A 15,493-nucleotide genomic window follows, 5' to 3' on the forward strand; every position below is an offset into this window, starting at 1 on the left:
GAGGAAAGGGGCGGGCTTTGCCCGGGCGGGGAGGCGGGATGGGAGAGAAAAATTCCCGGAAGCGGGGAATGAACCGTTGCGCCTGAAAAAAAAGACTGCTATAATAAGCAAACAAGGCCGTATTCCGCACGGCCCTCCCATCCGCATCAAGAGGAAAGAGAGAGAGAAGCGGGCGCTCCGGGCGCCGCGCTCCCACGCCGCTGTTATTTGTATTGTGTGGAATGTAAGCCAGAACGAAGGAATATAGGAGGCAATCCAAACATGGAAGAAATCAAAATTACCCGTGCCGCCACTCTGAAGGAGAAGCCCGAATCCTCCACCCTGGTATTTGGCAAAGCGATGACCGACCACATGTTCCTTGTGGACTATGATGAGGGCCAGGGCTGGCACGATCCCCGCATCGTCCCCTACGGCCCCCTGCAGATCGACCCCGCCGCCAAGGTGCTCCACTACGCCGAGGAGATCTTCGAGGGCCTGAAGGCCTACCGCACCGCCGACGGCTCCATCCAGCTGTTCCGGGTCATGGACAACATCCAGCGGATGAATGACTCCGCCGACCGTCTGTGCATGCCCCAGATCCCCGCCGAGCTGGCGCTGGCCGGCATCACCGAGCTGGTGAAGCTGGAGCAGGACTGGGTGCCCCATGAGAAGGACACCTCCCTGTACATCCGTCCCTTCATGATCGGTCTGGACCCGGCTCTGGGCGTTCACTCCTCCCACCATGTCCAGTTCATCGTCATCGTCTGCCCCGTGGGCGCTTACTATCCCGAGGGCCTGAACCCCGTCAAGATCTACATCGAGGACGAGGACGTCCGCGCCGTCAAGGGCGGCACCGGCATGGCCAAGACCGGCGGCAACTACGCCGCTTCCCTCCGCGCCGGCAACCGGGCGGAGAAGAAGGGCTACACCCAGGTGCTGTGGCTGGACGGCGTCCACCGCAAGTACATCGAGGAGGTCGGCGCCATGAACGTTATGTTCAAGGTGGCCGGCAAGGTCCTGACTCCCGACCTGAACGGCTCCGTGCTGCCCGGCATTACCCGCCGCTCCTGCATCCAGCTGCTGAAGGACTGGGGCTATGAGGTGGAGGAGCGCCGCATCTCCGCCCAGGAGCTGTTTGACGCCGCCGAGAATGGCACGCTGGAGGAGGCTTGGGGCACTGGCACCGCCGCCGTCGTCTCCCCCATCGGCGAGCTGGCCGAGGGCGACAAGAAGGTCACCATCAACAACAATGAGATCGGCCCTGTCACCCAGCGGCTGTACGACGAGCTGACCGGAATCCAGTGGGGCCGCGTGGCCGATCCCCACAACTGGATCACCAAGATCTGCTGAGGCATCGTTTGAATTTAGATAAAAAATCCGCCGGATTATTCCGGCGGATTTTTTTCTTCAGCGGTAACAGGCAAGCGGCCCGGCGAAAGCCGGGCCGCTTGGTTTGTGGATCGGGATGTCACTGGAGCAGACTGGCGATGAACTGCCGGGCCACCCGGGGGGTGCGGCCGGAGTGGCGGATCTCCCAGGTCATGGCCTGGGCGTGGAGGACCTCCCGGTCCATGGTGATCCCAGCCTGGCCGGCCAGATGGTCCACCAAGGCCAGATAGCCGGCCTTGTTCATGGTCAGATAGGGGATGCGAAGCCCGAAGCGCTCGGCCAGGGCGGTCTTTTCCGAGATGGTCTCGGCGGCATCCACCTCGTCGCTGCCCCGGTCGCTGAAGTTCTGGCGCACCAGATGGCGGCGGTTGGAGGTGGCGTAGATGGCCACGTTGGCGGGCCGCCGCTCCAGACTGCCCTCCAGAATGGTCTTCAGGGAGGAATAGGTCTTGTCGTCCTGGTCAAAGGCCAGATCGTCGATGAACAGAATGAATTTCTGCCGCCGTCCGCCCAGAGAGCGCATGAGCTGGGGCAGGCCGGTGAGGTTCTCCTTCTGAATCTCGATGAGGCGCAGGTCCTCCATGCCGGGCAGATAGAGCATGGACTTCACCGTGGCCGATTTGCCGGTGCCTCCGTCGCCGAAGAGCAGGACGTTGTTGGCCGGATGGCCCGCCATCAGCTGGCGGGTGTTGGCTTCCACCTGGTCCCGCTGGAGCTCGTAGCCCAACAGGTCCTCGGGCCGGGGGCAGTCGGGGTCGGGCACCGGAACCAGCTGGCCCTCCTCCCACAGGAAAGCCTGGTACCGGGCGTACAGCCCCGCGCCATGTTCCCGGTAGAACTGGGTGAGAGCTTCGAAGTCGAAGGGCGCGGCGGCCCGCCACCTGGGCAGAGCGGCCAGCACCGGAGCATACTCGTTGGGCAGCAGCTCTTTCATGGCGTCGACGCAGCGGTCACAGTCGGTCTCGGCCAGCAGAACGAAGGTGTCCACATCCCGGCGGGCCCCATTTTCCAGGGCGGGATCGGAGCCGCCCCGCTGGGCCAGCAGGGCGTAGGGAGTCTCGGTGTACCGCAGCCGGTCCCACAGCCAGTCTCCCAGACCGGAAAAGCCCTCCTCCCGCAGATGATAGAAGACGGCGGTGTAGGCGTCCAGGGCCTCCTCGCCCCGGCCCTGGGCCAGCGCGTCCAGAAGGCGGCCCATTTGAAGCAGGACCGGCTGGGCGGTCAGGTTCCGATAAGCGGACAGGCCCCGAAAGGCGGCCCGCAGCGCGTTCAATTCCATGGCGGTTCTCTCCTGTATCTGTCTGTATGTGTGGGTTTCTCCCAATTTTAATGTCTGGAGCCGCCCTTGTCAACCCGTGATGGGTATGGTACAATATCTTGAAATTTGCAGGGCGGGGGCGGAAGGTGGATTGCCCGAAAGGGCAGGAATCACCTCGGGGTTTGCCTCCGCCGTGACATCAGTTTGGACGGAAAACAGCGGCGCAAGCTGCCATGGAGGAAATATGGTATCCATCGCAGGTATTACAATTGAAACGCCCCTGGCCCTGGGCCCCATGGCAGGGGTAACCGACGTGGCCTTCCGCACCATCTGCCGGGAGCAGGGGGCGGGTCTGACCTGCACGGAAATGGTCAGCGCCAAGGCCCTGTGCTATCAGGATAAAAAATCCATCCCCCTGCTGCAGCTGGGAGAGGGGGAACACCCCGCCGCCGCCCAGATCTTCGGCAGCGACCCGGCCTGTATGGAGCAGGCGGCGGGCATCGCCCATGAGGTGTCCGGAGCCGACTTCATTGACATCAATATGGGCTGTCCGGTGCCCAAGGTGGCAAACTCCGGGGACGGCTCCGGGCTGATGCGGAATCCGGACCTGGCGGTCAAGGTGGCCGAGGCGGTGATCCGGGGGGCGGGCTGCCCCGTGACGGTGAAGTTCCGCCTGGGCTGGGACAAGGGGTCCATCAACTGCGTGGAGTTTGCCAAAGCCATGGAGGAGGCCGGGGTGGCCGCCGTGGCCGTCCACGGCCGGACCCGGAACCAGATGTACGCGGGTACCGCCAACTGGGATTGGATCCGGGAGGTAAAAAAGGCGGTGAAGATCCCGGTCATTGCCAACGGCGACGTGTTCAAGCCCACCGACGCCCCACGCATCCTGAAATACACCGGGGCGGACATGGCCATGATCGGACGGGGAGTATTCGGGAACCCCTGGCTTTTTGCCCAGTGCAAGGCGGCCCTGGAGGGCCGGCCCATCCCGGACATGCCTCCCCTGGCAGAGCGGTGCGACACCGCCGTGCGCCAGTTCGAGCTGTCGGCGGCCAACAAGGGGGAGAAGATCGCCTGCCTGGAGGCGCGGCGGCACTACGCATGGTATTTGAAGGGAGTTCCCCACGCGGGGTATTATAAGGAACAGATCGTGAAGATCACCACCTTGGCCGACGTGTATAAGGTCACTGAGGGGATCAAGCGGGACTTGTGTTGAGAAGGAAGCATTGAGCGTGAAGCGTTGAAATGCGCGGCACGGAGAGAGTATATCCACACGGAACAAGGGGGTGGGAAGCTGTGACGGAGCGGGAACTGGTGGACCGGGCAAGGGCCGGGGACCAGGATGCCTTTGAACAGCTGGTGCTGAACAATCAGAATCGGGTGTACACCCTGGCCCTCCGGATGGTGAACGACCGGGAGGAAGCCGCCGACTTGGCCCAGGAGGCCTTTCTCAAGGCCTGGCAGGGCCTGCCCGCCTTCCAGGGGGACAGCAGCTTCTCCACCTGGGTATACCGGCTGGCTTCCAACGTGTGCATCGACTATCTGCGAAAGCAGAAGCGCCGCCGGGAGGTGGAGCCTGTCCTCTCCCTGGACGACGAGGAGTCGGGCTGGACGGAGCCGGCGGACTGGGACCAGGACCCCCAGCGGCAGCTGGAGCGGGCGGAGCGGAGCCGGGCAGTGGCCCGGGGGCTGGAGGCTCTGCCCGACCACCACCGTCAGGTGCTGGCGCTGCGGGAGCTGTCCGGGCTGAGCTATCAGGAGATCGGACAGGCGCTGGAACTGGACATCGGAACGGTGAAATCCCGGATCGCCCGGGCCCGGCTGGCCTTGCGGAAAATCTTGTTGGAGGACGGGAACTTTTTTGGCGGTCCGCCGTCTAACCCATCGAACGAACATTAAGGAGGTGAAGCGGCATGGATCGCTGTGAACGATATACGGACCTGATCTCCGCCCGGCTGGACGGGGAGCTGACCGGGGAGGAGGAGCGGGAGCTGGAGGCCCATCTGGCCTGCTGCCCGGCTTGCCGGGCACTGGAATCGCAGCTTGCTGCGATTCATACCGCTTTTCCCCAGGTGGAAGAGATACCCGCCCCTGAGGGCTTTGCCCAGGGGGTGATGGAACGGATTCGGGCGCAAGAGTCTGCCGGACCCAAAGTGGTCCCCCTGTTCCGACGGCCCCAGGTTCGGGCTTTGGCCGGGCTGGCCGCTTGTCTGGTACTGTGTGTCGGCCTGTACCAAGCGGGGATCCCGCGCCGAGCCGGAGACGCTGTGGAATATGTGGAATATAATGTGGCCCCGGACAGCGCTGCCGGTGAGGGCACAGAAGAACTGATGCAGCCGGGGATCGCGGTAGCTTCCGTGGAGGGCCTTATGACGGAGGAAGATTCTCCGGATGCGGGGGCGGCCCAGAGCGACGCCGTTCCGGAGCTTCAGCTCCGGAGCACCGGCAGCCCTGCCCAGTATGAGGTGGCCGGCCAGGCGGTGGACGCCGTGCTCACTTTGACGCAGTTACCGGAAGGATCGGAGGAAATACTGGGGCCGGAGACGGAGGCTTTGCCCGATGGGGAGGGCCGGACCTGTTATCTGGTCACATGGGAGCAGATGGAGGGGCTGCTGGCACTGCTTCAGGAGCAGGAGGGCATTACCTCATCCGTGGCCGCCGGGCAGAAATCTGACGGCTTATGTGCCGTCGTCCTGACGGAAGAACCGTAGTCCTGCTGCGGAGCTCGCCGAAGAATTGATTATGAGATATAAAAATCGCCCAAAATCTATGATTTTGGGCGATTTGTTATTTGGGATTAAGGCTTGTCGGCTTCCCCTTGGCTTGTACGGGCGTGAATATATTGTGCCAAAATGTTTGCGGTCCCTTCAATGCCCAGCCGGGCGCTGTTGACGGTGAGGTCATAGTTCCGGGCGTCCCCCCATTTGCCCTTGCAGAACTGGTCGTGATAGAGCCTGCGCCTCCGGTCCTCCCGGGTCATGATGGCCAGAGCTTCGCCGGTAGTCTCGGCTCCCCGCTCCATGGTCCGGGTCAGCTTGAAGTCCCGGTCGGCCAGCACAAAGATGGACACCAGACCGGGACGGTCCCGTAGGACCTCCTCGGCGCAGCGGCCCACGACCACAAACGATCTGCCGGCGTCGGCCTGCTCACGCAGGTATTGAAACTGCATCTGGGCGAGCGCGTCCCCCGGGGCATTGCTGAATCCTTTCACCGTGCGGTACATAAGCCGGTTTTTAGGCTGTTCATCGTACCGGGCCAGATGTTCCACATCCAGTTCCCGAGTCTGGGCGATGGCTTCCAGCATGTTTTTTTCGTAGAGAGGCAGGGAGAAGCGTTTTGCCAGCGACCGAGCGATCTCGTGGCCGCCGCTTCCGAATTCCCGCCCCAGGGCAACGATCAGCGGTTCAGACATGAGTGGTCCCTCCTTATGAGCAGTAAAATCAGAAGTAGCGGACAAATATGACCAGCATGGAGATGAAAATGACGATGACGGTGGCCGGAGCCATGACCCTGCAATACCGGCCCCAGCTGATGGCGTGGCCGCTTTTGGCGGCGATGGAGGTGCCCACTACGTTGGCCGAGGCGCCGATGGGGGTGGCGTTGCCGCCGATATCGGTGCCCATGGACAGGGCCCAGGCCATGGTGTGCAGGTCCGCCCCCTGGACGGCGGCCAGGCTTTTGATGACGGGGATCATGGTGGCAGAGAAGGGGATGTTGTCGATAAAGGCGCTGGCTGCGGCGGAGCCCCAGATGATGATGGCGGCGATCAGCATGGCGTTGCCGCCGCTGGCCCGGCCGATGAGAGCGGCCAGCAGCTCCAGTACGCCGGTCTGCTCCAGACCGCTGACCACCACGAACAGGCCCATAAAGAACAGCAGGGTCTTATAGTCCAGCCGCATCAGGATGCCCTTGGCCCGCGGCCCCGCGGCAATCAGCGTGGCCAGGGCGATAACCGTGCCGATACAGGACACGGTGAGCCGGGTCTGGGCATGGGTGATAAGCAGCGCGACGGCGCAGCCGAAGATGAGGCAGCTGACCAGGAAGGAACGGCGGTCGGTGATGGCCTCCTTGGGATCGGGACAGCTTCGGGACTGCCCGGTCCGGTCCGAGCTGCGCAGATCTTTCCGAAAACAGAAGTAGAAATAGATCACGATGATCCCCAGGGAGATAGCGGACATAAGGCCGGTGTTGGCAATAAAATCGCCGAAGGAGTACCCCAGGGAGGTGCCGATGATGATGTTGGGCGGGTCGCCGCACATGGTGGCCGAGCCTCCCAGGTTGGCGCAGAAGATCTCAGAGAGGATCATGGGCACCGGGTCCAGCTCCAGCAGCCGGGCCAGCTCCACCGTGACGGCGGCCAGAAACAGGATGACCGTGATACTGTCGATGAACATGGACAGCACCGCCGACATGACCATGAAGGTGAGAAAGATGGGGATGGGCCTGTAATGGACCAGCTTGGCGATCTCCATGCACAGCCACCGGAAAAATCCGCTCTCCGCCATGCCCTCCACCATGATCATCATGCCGGCGATAAAGGTGATGGTCTCCCAGTTGATGCCGGTAGAGGTGGTGGCGGCCCCCATCTGGTACCAAAAGTTCGGTTGGAAGATGCTGTACAGGCTCAGCGCCTCCAATACGGCCCGGCCGCTGCGCATGCACAGGCCGAATACCACCGTCAGGGTCAGAAAACCGCACCCCAGGGTGGCGATGTGCCGTTCTACCTTTTCTGTTACGATCAGAAAAAACATGGTCAGAAAAATCGCCACAGCGGAAACTTGGGCAATCAGCATGATATGATACGCGCTCCTTTTTGTGCGGGACCGTCCCGTCCCGGACCCCGTACATTTGTTTCTTCCCTATCATATGACCGTCCCGAATAAAGAAACAAGAAGGCAAAAGCTCCGCTGTATTAAGATTCCGTCAAACGCAGGCGGTGGGGGAGCGGGGGACGGAAGGAACCGGTCCGCGGACTTTCCGGAGCGTTTTTAAGGCCTTTCCAGGACTTTCGTCACTTTTCACGAAAAGATGGGGAGAAATCGAAGAAGCGGCTGGAGCCCGTCTTGCCGCTCCGACAAAAAAACAGTTGTCAGACGGGGGTTTTTAATGTATAATAACCAATAGCGTGTAACGTCTTTTTGGATCGGCTCCTCCGGTCCTCTGACGGAGCAATATGCGAAACATAAGGAGTGGAAACAAGACATGAGATATTCTGTACAAAACATCCGCAACGTCTGCCTGCTGGGACATGGTGGGAGCGGAAAGACCGCCCTGGCGGAGAGTCTGCTGTATATGACCGGCGCCATCGACCGCATGGGCAAGGCTGTGGACGGCAACACCGTCTGCGACTATGACCCCGAGGAGGTCAAGCGCCAGATTTCCATCTCCCTGTCCGTGGCCCCCCTGGAGTATAAGGGCTGTAAGATCAACGTGCTGGACACCCCGGGCGGCTTCGACTTCTCCGGCGAAGTGATGGAGGCCCTGCGGGCCGCCGACGCCGCCATCATCGTCTGCTCCGCCAAGGACGGCATCTCCGTGGGTCTGGAGAAAGCGTGGAAGTTCTGTGAGGAGCGGAACATGCCCCGTTTCATCTATATCTCCAAGACTGACGAGGACAACTCCGACTACAACGCCACCTTCGACGCGCTGCGTGCCAAGTACGGCAACAAGATCGCCCCTGTGGTCGTTCCCATCTGGGACGAGGACAAGAAGGTCATCGGCATCATCGACGTGCTGAACAAGCGCGCTTATGAGATGAAGAACGGCAAGCGGGTGGAGATCGAGGTACCCGAGAACAAGCAGGGCGTCCTGCTGGAGCTGTACGACGCTCTGAAGGAGTCCGTGGCCGAGACCAGCGAGGAGTTCATGGACAAGTTCTTCTCCGGCGAGGACTTCACCTATGCCGAGATGATCCAGGGCCTGCGCCAGGGCGTCCGGGAGCTGTCCATGTTCCCCGTGCTGTGCGGCTCCGCCGTCAACACCATGGGCTCTCTGATGCTGATGGACTACATCATGGAGCTGCTGCCCACCCCCATGGAGGGCAACTACCACAAGGCCACCCGTCAGGACGGCGAGACCGAGGAGTTCGTGGTCTCTCCCGGCGGCGTGCCCACCGCCTTCGTCTTCAAGACCGTCTCTGACCAGTACGGCAAGTACTCCTTCGTCAAGGTCCTGTCCGGCGCCATCACCCCCAACATGACCATGGTCAACGCCCGCACCGGCGAGAATGAGAAGCTGGGCCGCCTGTATGTGATGCGCGGCAAGAAGGCGGAGGAAGTGGAAGAGCTGGGCTGCGGCGACATCGGCGCCATCGGCAAGATGGAAAAGGTCAAGACCGGCGACACCCTGTGCGACGCCCGTAAGGTGGTCTCCCTGAAGCAGATCCCCTTCGCCGAGCCCTGCTACGCCGTGGCCATCTCCCCCAAGACCCGCGGCCAGGAAGACAAGGTGGCCCAGGGCCTGTACCGTCTGAACGAGGAGGATCCCTCCTTCAACGTGGTCAATAACGCCGAGACCCACCAGATGGTCCTGTACGCCGCCGGCGATATCCAGGTGGACGTGCTGGTGTCCAAACTGAAGAGCCGCTTCAATGTGGAGACCGAGCTGAAGGCCCCCCGTGTGCCTTACCGTGAGAAGATCCGCAAGACCGTCCAGAAGCAGGGCCGTCATAAGAAGCAGACCGGCGGTTCCGGCCAGTTCGGCGACGTGTGGATCCGCTTTGAGCCCAACCTGGAGGAGGAAGAGATGGTCTTCGCCGAGGAAGTTTTCGGCGGCTCCGTGCCCAAGAACTTCTTCCCCGCCGTGGAAAAGGGCCTGCGCGAGGCCTGCGTCCACGGTCCTCTGGCCGGCTACCCCGTGGTCAACCTGAAGGCCGTGCTGTACGATGGCTCCTACCACCCCGTTGACTCCTCCGAAATTGCCTTCAAGACCGCTGCTCAGCTGGCCTATAAGGCCGCCATGCCCGAGGCCAACCCCGTCCTGCTGGAGCCTGTGGGCGAGCTGCAGGTCACCGTGCCCGACAGCTACATGGGCGACGTCATCGGCGATCTGAACAAGCGCCGCGGCCGCGTCATGGGCATGAATCCCACCGGCGACGGTGAGCAGGTGATCGAGGCCGAGGTCCCCATGGCCGAGATGACCTCCTACGCCATCGACCTGCGGGCCATGACCCAGTCCCGCGGTTCCTACACCTTCCACTTCGTCCGCTACGAGGACTGCCCCCCCATGGCCCAGGAGAAGGCGATTGCCGCCGCCAAGGCTATGGCTGAGGAATAAGCCAATCAAAAAATCCCGCCCCACAGGGGGCGGGATTTTTTTGCGGGGCAGTCCTCGTAAACGAGGGTTCAGAGGGGCGAGAGAGAGCGAATATAGCCGCCGAAGGCGGCCGACCGGCCCGTGACCCAACGAAGTGGTCATGGGCCGGAGAGGAGGAGCAAGGGAGCGGGCGGGGAATGCCCGGCAGGGCGTTCCGAGATAAAGCGGACTTTGCTCTGATGAAGGAGAAGGCGATTGCCGCCGCCAAGGCTATGCCGCTCATTGCAGATCTTTGGCGGCGCTGGCCTCCATTCGGAGACGGACATGTTTTGCATACAAAAGGGGAACGGCGGGGAGAGTGCGCCGGGCGGAACAAGATACTTTTGACGATATTTTGCCATTTGATACGATAAAAGAGCGGGCGGCTCAAAATAAATAAGGGCAAAATCACCAAAAATGGTGTCCACAATACAAGGACATTTGGATGCAGAAAAACGGACAAAAATTTACAATGTCCGTGAAATGCGGACACTTTAAGAAAAATTGAAGAAGAAAATGGCGGGAAATTGCAAAAAAGCGGAATCTTTCTGTGAATTATTTGACTTGCAAAGTGAGGAAAAATCCCGTAAGATTTCTTTATCCGCGGGGCAGCGAGCCCCAATGAAATAGGAGGAATAGTATGAAAAAGTTTCTGTCTTTGGCCTTGGCTGTGAGTATGGCTCTGAGCCTGGTCGCCTGCGGCGGTTCCAGCAGCGGCGGCAGCTCCGCCGGCAGCGCCGCCAGCGGCGCCGCGTCCGGCGACAAGGTCGTCAAGATCGGCGTGTATGAGCCCCAGACCGGCGACAACGGCGCCGGCGGCAAGAAGGAGATCCTGGGCATGCAGTATGCCAACACCGTCCAGCCCACCGTGGAGATCGGCGGCGAAACCTATCAGGTCCAGCTGGAGATCGTGGATAACCGCACGACTCCCGAGAATGGCCCCTCCGCCGCCTCCGAGCTGGTAAACCGGGGCGCGTCCATCGTGCTGGGCTCCTACGGCTCCGGCGTGTCCATGGCCGGCGGCAAGGTGTTTGAAGAGGCCGGCGTCCCCGCCATCGGCGTCACCTGCACCAACCCCCAGGTCACCGCGGACTGCAGCGTCTATCACCGCATCTGCTTCCTGGACCCCTTCCAGGGCACCGTTCTGGCCAACTATGCCTATAATGAGCTGGGCGTGACCACCGCTTATACTCTGGCCATGCTGGGCAGCGACTATGACCAGGGTCTGGTCCACTACTTCAGCGAGGCGTTCACTGCTCTGGGCGGCACCGTCAAGTCCGAGGACTTCCCCGAGGGCAGCGCCAACTTCGTCTCCTACATCAACAACGCCAAGGCCGCCAACGCCGGCGTTATCTTTGCCCCCGTCTCCATCAACTATGCCCAGCTGATCGTGGAGGCCGCCGACGCCCAGGGCTTTGAGGGCGCTCTGCTCGGCTCCGACACCTGGGACGACAACATGGTCATCGAGAGCGCCAAGGGCCGCGACGTGAACGTCTATGTGACCACCTTCTACCAGGAGGGCGGCAACGCGGAGTTCGACTCCGGCATCAAGGAGTGGATCAACGCCAACGCCGACGCCAAGACCAACAACGGCGGCAATGATATGATCTCCGCCGTCACCGCCATGGGCTATGACGCCTACTTCACCGCTCTGGAGGCCATCAAGGCCGCCGGCAGCACCGATCCCGCCGCTGTGCTGGAGGCTCTGCCCGGCGTCTCCTACGAGGGCGTGTCCGGCTTGATCGAGTTCGACGAGATCGGCGACGCCAAGCGGGATTCCGCCTTTATCAAGACCGCCAACACCGAAGCCGGTGCCTGGGACTTTGTGAAGGTCCAGACCGTCGGCTGATCGCCATCCTAACGGGAAACAAGTTTGGCGGAGCGAATGCTCCGCCAATCTTTCCCTGCTTTCGATGGGTCGCCTTGAAAGAGCAGGCAGACCTGCTTTTTCCAGACGGCCCATGAGACTGAAAAATACCTTCAGGAGGTTTTCCCATGCAACAGATACTGCCTTACATCATCAACGGTATCTCTGTGGGCGGCCAGTACGCGCTGATCGCCATCGGGTATACTCTGGTCTACGGTATCCTGCGCCTGATCAACTTTGCCCACGGCGATGTGTTCATGGTGGCCGGTCTGGTGATGGTCTACGCCACCACCGCCATGCCCATATACGCGGCCGTCCCTCTGGTGCTGGTGGTCACGGTGGCGCTTGGCTTCGTGATCGAGCGGGCGGCCTACAAGCCCCTGCGTACCGCCCCCCGGATGAGCGTCATGATCTCCGCCATCGGCGTCAGCTATCTGATCCAGAACCTGGCCTTCTATGTCACCGGCGGCGTGCCCCAGCCGGTCACCAATCCCATCCCCTGGATCTCGGAAAACGTGGAGATCCTGGGGGCCTCCACCAAGCGGGTCACTCTGGTTACTCCCGCGCTGACCATCGTGCTGGTGATTGCCCTGGTGTACCTCATCAACCACACCAAGATCGGCATGGCCATGCGGGCGGCGGCCAAGGACTTTGAAACCGCCCAGCTCATGGGCATCAAGATCAACGCCGTCATCTCCATGACCTTCGTCATCGGTTCCTTCCTGGCGGCGGTGGGCGCTATGCTGTATTTCACCAACTACCCCTCCGTGGCCATCACCTCCGGCGGTATGCCGGGTCTGAAGGCCTTCGTAGCCGCGGTGTTCGGCGGTATCGGCTCCATCCCCGGCGCGGTGGTGGGCGCGTTCATCATCGGACTGTGCGAGGAGCTCATCAAGGGCGTCGGCTACACCACCTTCTCCGACGCGTTTACCTTTGCGCTGCTGATCGTGGTCCTGTGCGTAAAGCCCACCGGCCTGTTCGGTGAAAAGGTCACCGACAAGGTGTAAGGAGGGAACGATATGACGACAAGCAAGAAGAAAACGGTCTTCCTGGCGGCGGTTCTGATCCTGGTCCTGGCGGCGGCCATTGCCGTGGATGCGGCTCTGCCCAGCTACCACATCGTGATCAAGGTCATTAAGAAGGGCACAGTCTATGCCCTGGTGGCTGTGTCCATGAACCTGCTCAACGGCTTTACCGGCCTGTTTTCTCTGGGTCAGGCGGGCTTCATGCTCCTGGGCGCCTATGCCTACGGCGTACTTACCATCCCCGTGGCCAAGCGGATCAGCGTGTACCAGTACTTTGACGGCGGCGCCATCCAGTTCTCCCTGCCGGAGATCTTTGAGAGCTTCCTGGGCAAGACGGTGGGCACCACGGTGGGTATGCTGCTGGCCCTGTTGGTGGGCGGCCTGCTGGCGGCGCTGATGGCCTGGCTCATCGGCCTGCCGGTGCTGCGGCTGAAAAGCGACTATCTGGCCATTGCCACCCTGGGCTTCGCGGAGATCCTGCGGGCCTTCTTCCAGTGGAACGCCCTGGGCCCCATTACCAATGGCTCCAACCTGCTCAAGAGCTATCCCGATTTTGAACACGCCACGTCCTATATCATCCTGGCGGGGTTGATGATCGCCTTTATCGTGCTGCTCATCAACTCCACCTACGGCCGGGCCTTCAAGGCCATCCGGGACGACGAGGTGGCGGCTGAGGCCATGGGCATCAACCTGGCCAAGCACAAGCGGATGGCCTTCATCATCAGCTCCTTCTTCGCCGGGATCGGCGGGGGCATGCTGGCCATGTACAACGGCACCATCGCCGCCGCGCCCTTCAAGAGCGCCATGACCTATGAGATCCTGCTCATCGTGGTCATCGGCGGCATCGGCTCCATCACCGGCTCCATTCTGGCCAGCTATCTGTATATTTTCAGCGCCGAGTGGCTGCTGCGTGGCCTGGACTCCGGCAAATTCCTGTTTATCAACGCCCCTGCCGTGTTTAAGAACGGCTTCCGCATGGTGGTGCTGTCCGTCATCATCATGTGCATCGTGCTGTTCTTCCGCAAGGGCCTCATGGGTGACAAGGAGCTGCCCGATCTTCTGGGCCGCCGTCCCAAGGCACGGAACAAGGAGGTGGTCGGCAAATGAGCGCCAATGTATTGAAAGTGGAAAACGTCACCATGCAGTTTGGCGGCGTGGTGGCTGTGGACAATATGAATCTGGAGGTCAACGAGGGGGAGATCGTGGCCCTGATCGGCCCCAACGGCGCCGGCAAGACCACCGCCTTCAACGTGATCACCGGCGTGTACCAGCCCACCAACGGCGCGGTATGGTTCCAGGGGGAGAAGATCGTTGAAAATCATCCCCAGGGCAAGATGAAAAAACTCTATAAGGGCCAGAACGACGGAACGTACACCCATGTCCTGGCCCCCACTCCGGATAAGATCACCCAGATGGGCATGGCCCGTACCTTCCAGAACATCCGCCTGTGGAAGTCCCAGACGGTGTTCGACAACGTGCTCATCGCCAAGCACTGCCGCACCCACACCAACTTCCTCTCCGCCGCCCTGCGGCTGAACCGGAAGGAGGAGGCGGCGCAGCGGGCCCATGTGGAGGAGCTGCTGAAGACTGTGGGCCTGTACGACGTGAAGGACGAGCTGGCCACCTCCCTGCCCTATGGCAAGCAGCGCCGTCTGGAGATCGCCCGGGCGCTGGCCACCGAGCCCAAGCTGCTGCTGCTGGACGAGCCGGCGGCGGGCATGAACCCCCAGGAGACCGATGAACTGACGGCCTTCATCGGGGAGATCCGGGACAAATTCAAGCTGACGGTGTTCCTCATCGAGCACCACATGGACCTGGTCATGGACATCTCCGACCGGATCTATGTGCTGGATTTCGGCAAGCTGATCGCCGACGGCACGCCGGAGGAGATCCAGAACAATCAGCGCGTCATCGACGCGTACCTGGGGGTGGCGGAAGATGCTTAAGATCGAAAATCTCCATGTGGCGTACGGAGGTATCCAGGCCCTTCGGGGGATCTCTCTGGAGGTGCCCGACGGCAAGATCGTCACCCTGATCGGCGCCAACGGCGCGGGCAAGTCCACCACCCTGCGGACCATCACCGGCCTGGTGAAGGCCGCCTCCGGCTCCATCCAGTGGAACGGCGAGGAACTGCTGGGCAAATCCATTGACAAGATCGTGACCTCCGGCATCGCCATGAGTCCCGAGGGCCGCCGGGTGTTTCCGGACATGACGGTGCTGGAAAATTTGAAGATCGGTGCCTACCTCCGCAAGGACAAGGAGGGCGTCGCCAAGGACCTGCAGTGGGTCTACGACCTGTTCCCCCGGCTGAAGGAGCGGGAGTGGCAGCTGGCTGGCACCCTGTCCGGCGGCGAGCAGCAGATGCTGGCAGTGGGCCGGGCCCTGATGAGCCGCCCCAAGCTGCTGCTGCTGGATGAGCCCTCCCTGGGTCTGGCCCCCCTGGTGGTGCAGGACATCTTCTCCATCATCCGGGAGATCAACCGCCAGGGCGTGACCGTGCTGCTCATCGAGCAGAACGCCAACATGGCGCTGAAGATCGCGGACCTGGCCTATGTGCTGGAGACGGGCAACATCACCATGTCGGGCACCGGCGCGGAGCTGCTTGCCGATGAGAAGGTCAAAGAGGCCTATCTGGGCAAACGCAGGAAATAAAGACAAAACCACCGGCACAGATATCGTGCC

At 61.6% G+C, this 15,493-nt stretch carries 14 protein-coding genes; 11 read left to right on the forward strand and 3 right to left on the reverse strand.

All coding sequences use genetic code 11. From position 1 onward, the window contains the following. A partial coding sequence (locus I6E39_RS07840) for a hypothetical protein (protein ID WP_235381055.1) occupies nt 1-247 on the forward strand: 247 nt, incomplete at its 5' end. 14 nt (nt 248-261) lie between these two features. Further along, entirely contained in the window at nt 262-1,329 is a 1,068-nt protein-coding gene (locus tag I6E39_RS07845) for a branched-chain amino acid aminotransferase (RefSeq protein WP_235381056.1), read from the forward strand. A gap of 118 nt (nt 1,330-1,447) precedes the next feature. Here I6E39_RS07845 and I6E39_RS07850 read toward each other — a convergent pair whose 3' ends face one another. Beyond that, nucleotides 1,448-2,647 (reverse strand): ATP-binding protein, encoded by a 1,200-nt coding sequence (locus I6E39_RS07850; RefSeq protein WP_235381057.1) that lies wholly within the window; start codon nt 2,645-2,647, stop codon nt 1,448-1,450. Nucleotides 2,648-2,921: 274 nt separating this feature from the next. On the opposite strand from I6E39_RS07850, the gene dusB reads away from it, so the two are divergent. From dusB to I6E39_RS07865, 3 genes are all read left to right on the forward strand, one after another. After that, complete coding sequence (dusB, locus tag I6E39_RS07855) at nt 2,922-3,842, forward strand: tRNA dihydrouridine synthase DusB (protein ID WP_235381086.1); 921 nt, start codon at nt 2,922-2,924, stop codon at nt 3,840-3,842. Nucleotides 3,843-3,922: 80 nt separating this feature from the next. Beyond that, the gene (locus I6E39_RS07860; RefSeq protein WP_235381058.1) at nt 3,923-4,525 is read left to right on the forward strand and encodes an RNA polymerase sigma factor; all 603 of its coding nucleotides are present in this window, start codon (nt 3,923-3,925) and stop codon (nt 4,523-4,525) included. Nucleotides 4,526-4,539: 14 nt separating this feature from the next. Further along, on the forward strand, nt 4,540-5,337 hold the full coding sequence (locus I6E39_RS07865) for an anti-sigma factor family protein (RefSeq protein ID WP_235381059.1): 798 nt from the start codon (nt 4,540-4,542) through the stop codon (nt 5,335-5,337). Between the two features lie 86 nt (nt 5,338-5,423). Here I6E39_RS07865 and I6E39_RS07870 read toward each other — a convergent pair whose 3' ends face one another. Beyond that, nucleotides 5,424-6,038: a cytidylate kinase-like family protein gene (locus I6E39_RS07870; RefSeq protein WP_235381060.1), complete on the reverse strand. Its 615-nt coding sequence runs from the start codon at nt 6,036-6,038 to the stop codon at nt 5,424-5,426. A 28-nt stretch (nt 6,039-6,066) separates the two neighbouring features. Continuing rightward, nucleotides 6,067-7,419, reverse strand: a complete 1,353-nt coding sequence (locus I6E39_RS07875) for an ArsB/NhaD family transporter (protein ID WP_235381061.1) — start codon at nt 7,417-7,419, stop codon at nt 6,067-6,069. A gap of 409 nt (nt 7,420-7,828) precedes the next feature. On the opposite strand from I6E39_RS07875, the gene I6E39_RS07880 reads away from it, so the two are divergent. From I6E39_RS07880 to I6E39_RS07905, 6 genes are all read left to right on the forward strand, one after another. Next, a complete protein-coding gene (locus tag I6E39_RS07880; RefSeq protein WP_235381062.1) occupies nt 7,829-9,901 on the forward strand; it encodes an elongation factor G in 2,073 nt (690 codons plus the stop codon). A gap of 658 nt (nt 9,902-10,559) precedes the next feature. Further along, nucleotides 10,560-11,768 (forward strand): ABC transporter substrate-binding protein, encoded by a 1,209-nt coding sequence (locus tag I6E39_RS07885; protein WP_235381063.1) that lies wholly within the window; start codon nt 10,560-10,562, stop codon nt 11,766-11,768. Nucleotides 11,769-11,914: 146 nt separating this feature from the next. Next, entirely contained in the window at nt 11,915-12,793 is an 879-nt protein-coding gene (locus I6E39_RS07890) for a branched-chain amino acid ABC transporter permease (protein WP_235381064.1), read from the forward strand. A 12-nt stretch (nt 12,794-12,805) separates the two neighbouring features. Next, nucleotides 12,806-13,918: a branched-chain amino acid ABC transporter permease gene (locus I6E39_RS07895; protein WP_235381065.1), complete on the forward strand. Its 1,113-nt coding sequence runs from the start codon at nt 12,806-12,808 to the stop codon at nt 13,916-13,918. Continuing rightward, on the forward strand, nt 13,915-14,757 hold the full coding sequence (locus I6E39_RS07900; protein ID WP_235381066.1) for an ABC transporter ATP-binding protein: 843 nt from the start codon (nt 13,915-13,917) through the stop codon (nt 14,755-14,757). Before I6E39_RS07895 ends, I6E39_RS07900 begins: the two co-directional genes overlap by 4 nt. Continuing rightward, nucleotides 14,750-15,463, forward strand: a complete 714-nt coding sequence (locus I6E39_RS07905) for an ABC transporter ATP-binding protein (protein ID WP_235381067.1) — start codon at nt 14,750-14,752, stop codon at nt 15,461-15,463. The genes I6E39_RS07900 and I6E39_RS07905 overlap by 8 nt, the downstream gene beginning before the upstream one ends. The last annotated feature ends 30 nt before the right edge of the window (nt 15,464-15,493 follow it).

The organism is Pseudoflavonifractor phocaeensis (assembly GCF_021531375.1).
Taxonomy (GTDB): domain Bacteria; phylum Bacillota; class Clostridia; order Oscillospirales; family Oscillospiraceae; genus Lawsonibacter; species Lawsonibacter phocaeensis_B.